At 35.2% G+C, this 3149-nt stretch carries 4 protein-coding genes; 3 read left to right on the forward strand and 1 reads right to left on the reverse strand.

What is annotated here, in order from left to right; translation table 11 throughout:
* The 3 genes from CI949_RS19135 to CI949_RS19145 all read left to right on the forward strand — a co-directional run.
* Positions 1-580: MrcB family domain-containing protein (locus CI949_RS19135; protein WP_290769367.1), on the forward strand; the 580-nt coding region annotated here is incomplete at its 5' end.
* Positions 581-678: 98 nt separating this feature from the next.
* Positions 679-1710 (forward strand): McrB family protein, encoded by a 1032-nt coding sequence (locus CI949_RS19140; protein WP_290769374.1) that lies wholly within the window; start codon positions 679-681, stop codon positions 1708-1710.
* A 69-nt stretch (positions 1711-1779) separates the two neighbouring features.
* Positions 1780-2508, forward strand: a complete 729-nt coding sequence (locus CI949_RS19145; RefSeq protein WP_290769369.1) for a copper homeostasis protein CutC — start codon at positions 1780-1782, stop codon at positions 2506-2508.
* 262 nt (positions 2509-2770) lie between these two features.
* On the opposite strand, the gene CI949_RS19150 is transcribed toward CI949_RS19145, so the two are convergent.
* Positions 2771-3149, reverse strand: a 379-nt coding sequence (locus CI949_RS19150) for a transposase (RefSeq protein ID WP_290769371.1), incomplete at its 5' end; no start/stop codon positions are given.

The raw sequence follows: 3149 nt of genomic DNA on the forward strand, positions 1-3149 counted from the left end.
GGTAGATACAATGTCATCAATTAAAGATTACTTAATCAAAATAGTTTCAGAATATAAAGAAGCAAGATTACACGAAGAATTTGCTGGGCATGAACTAGGAGACTTAATGCGACATCAGTTGCCAGAATTTCTAGAAGAAAAACTTTCTTCACATTATAAAATAAATGATTATATAATCAAAGGCTCAATTGGAATGGGGAATTGGGCTAAAGTTCCCTGGCTTGCAATAATGAATAAAGATGTAACAACTACAACTCAAGAAGGGGGTTATGTAGTTTATCTCTTTTCACAAGATATGGAGAGAGTCTACTTAACCTTTAACCAGGGAGTAACTCGCAGTACCAAAGAAGAATTTATAAATAACCGTGATAAATTAAGAGCTGAGATGGATTTAGATGGTTTTAAAACAGATAATGAAATTAATCTTGCTGAATCTGGTAAAGGTAAAGCTTATGAGTTATCAAATATCTGTTATCAGAAATATTATGAACAATATTATTTAGAACTAGATGCAGTTGAAATTGAAACAGGAGAAGGAGTTTCTGAAAAGATGGATGACTTAAAACAAAAGAAAAACTAACTCAAATCAAAAACTACATCAAAGCTCAGGGTTATATCTATCCCGATAACCTAATTGAAAACTTCTATCTTTCTCTAAAAACAAAGCCATTTGTCCTGCTGGCAGGTATCTCAGGTACAGGAAAAACGAAACTGGTAGAACTATTTGCCAGAGCTATTGGCTGCAGCTCAGAAAATGACCGCTTTAAGTTGATTTCGGTTAAACCAGACTGGAATGACAGTGCAGATCTCTTAGGTTACAGCAATATCAGAGGAGACTTTCAGCCTGGCCCGATTTTAGAAACAATTAAAAAAGCAGCTGAAGATCCAGCTAATCCCTATTTGGTCTGTCTTGATGAAATGAATTTAGCCCGAGTTGAATACTATTTTAGTGATTTTTTATCAAAGATGGAAACCCGTCACTATGCTGGTGATCAGATTAAAACAGATAGGTTACTAAGTGAAAATGACTTTGATCAAAATGACAGCAATGATTCTCAGGCTAAATATTCAAATTTACAGATCCCGGACAACCTCTATCTCATTGGAACGGTTAATATGGACGAAACAACCCATCCCTTCAGCAAAAAGGTATTAGATAGAGCAAATACAATTGAATTCAATCAGATCGATTTAACAGCCTTTTTGGAGGAAGATTATACTGATCAAGCTCAGAGCTTAAAAGTGAATAATCAATTTCTAAAAACTAAGTATCTAAATCTAAAAGATCTGCTGCCTGCTAAAAAAGATGAAGTCAGAAGAACAACAGAAGAATTGGAAAGATTAAATGAGATTCTTAAAAAGGCAAATCTGCAGGTAGGCTACAGAATCAGAGATGAGATTAACTTTTATATAGTTGAAGCTCTGGATAAAGAACTGCTCGCTAAAAATACTGCCTTTGATAAAGAAATACTACAGAAGGTATTACCCAGGATTCAGGGTAGTTCAGCCATTATTAAGGAAATACTGCTGGAGCTATTTGATTTCTTTAGTGGAAGTAGCTTCAGTCAAGAAAATGGTCAGCTGGCTGCAAGAGTCTGGAAATATTATCAGGCAAATCAGGAGAGCTTTAAGTACCCGGAATCAGCAGAAAAAATAGCATATATGCTGCGCCGCTTTGAAGAAGATGGTTTTACTTCTTACTGGCTTTAATCTTTACATATAATATAATTATATAGATGGTTTCCAAGTTATTTAGCCTTATCAAAACAGGAGGATCCAATGATTAAACTAGAAATTTGCTGTGCTTCAGCTGCAGATGCAGTTAATGCCTTTAAAGCTGGTGCAGATCGGGTGGAGTTAAATTCTGCAATCGCCTATGGTGGTTTAACTCCGAGCATTGCTGATTTAGAAATGACCAAAGCTAAAACTAATATCCCGGTGATGGTAATGATTCGTCCTCGTAGTGGTGGTTTTTCATATTCTGAAATTGAATTTGAAGTTATGAAAAGACAGGCTGAACTCGCAATTAAATATGGGGCAGATGGTCTTGTTTTTGGAATCCTTAAAGAAAATAGAGAGCTTGATCTTAAAAGAAATAAAATTCTAAAGGAAATTGCGGGAGATAAAGAAACTGTTTTTCACCGAGCTTTTGATATAGTTCCAGATCCTTTTGCGGCCTTAGATCAGATTAAAGAAACCGGTATGGATAGAGTCTTAACCAGTGCTCAGGAAAACAAAGTTGCTGATAATCTTCAGCTGGCAGAAGAAATTATCAAATATGCTGGTGATCAGCTGGAAATAGTTTTAGGTGGAGGGATTAGAGAAGATAATTTAAAAGAAATCATAGAAAAAACAAATTGCAAAAATGTGCATTTATCTGCTTTTAGTAATAAGCTAGATAAATCAATGTTAAAGCAGAAGCTAAAATTTAATAGTTCCTGTATTTCAGAAAGCGAATATCAGTTGATTGATATCCAAAAATTGACATCCTCCCCGCCCGTTTGTTAACACTCACAAACGAGGATTCCTTAAAAGAACTTGCGAGGTTGTCGAATGATTAGAGGGCAGTCTATTTCTAGTAGCCCAATTCACTGAAACTTTCTTTTGATTACGCAATGATAGTTTCAGTATTTGGTCATTGAGACCGTCATGACTTCGACTTCAGGCTGTGCCATCAGCCCTCCTGAGATAGCCGACTATACATTTCAATAGTATAATCCTAGTATTATTCTTACTAATTTAGGCACTCAGGCACTTAGACTATTACCATCTAAGCAGGTTGTTGTTCTAAATATTTATTAGCTATATTACGACTTGCATTTAAATCAGCGTGGATATGATTACCACATTCGCAAGAGTATAGATTAGCTTTGCGGTTAGATTTTTTAATTTTGTTGCATTTAGAACAACTCTGGGAGGTATATTTAGGGTTAATATATTCTACCTTGATCCCAGCTAATTCAGCTTTGTATTCAATAAACTGTTGAAGTTGATAAAAAGTCCAGCTGTGGATGTTTCTATCAGCTCTATTAAGACTCCTAGCAGTATTACGGATATTTTCTAGATTTTCCATAATTATAGTACCAACTTGCTCCTGCACAGCAAGATTAATAAGCTGGCGACTAATTTTATGGTTTAAATCAGTCATC

The sequence above is a fragment of the Halanaerobium sp. genome, from assembly GCF_003070835.1.